This window comes from Pseudomonas sp. SIMBA_041 (assembly GCF_046535095.1).
GTDB lineage: Bacteria > Pseudomonadota > Gammaproteobacteria > Pseudomonadales > Pseudomonadaceae > Aquipseudomonas > Aquipseudomonas mucoides.
Map to the genome: position 1 here is coordinate 1 of NZ_JAWRXJ010000189.1, position 283 is coordinate 283.

Sequence of the window (283 nt, forward strand, 5' to 3'; positions counted from 1 at the left end):
CTTTTGCTGCGCTGGTCTATGGCCTCATTTCCATTGGCGGCTATGTCGGCGACCACCTGCTGGGGACCAAACGCACCATTGTTCTCGGAGCACTTGTGCTGGCGATTGGCTACTTCATGACCGGCATGTCGCTACTTAAGCCTGACCTGATTTTCATCGCCCTGGGGACTATCGCTGTCGGTAACGGCCTGTTTAAAGCTAACCCAGCCAGCTTGCTTTCGAAGTGCTATCCGCCGAAAGATCCGCGGCTTGATGGCGCATTCACCCTGTTCTATATGTCGAT

At 54.4% G+C, this 283-nt stretch carries 1 pseudogene; it reads left to right on the plus strand.

From position 1 onward, the window contains the following. Positions 1-283, plus strand: a pseudogene (locus SB725_RS30795) (MFS transporter); the annotation flags it as partial.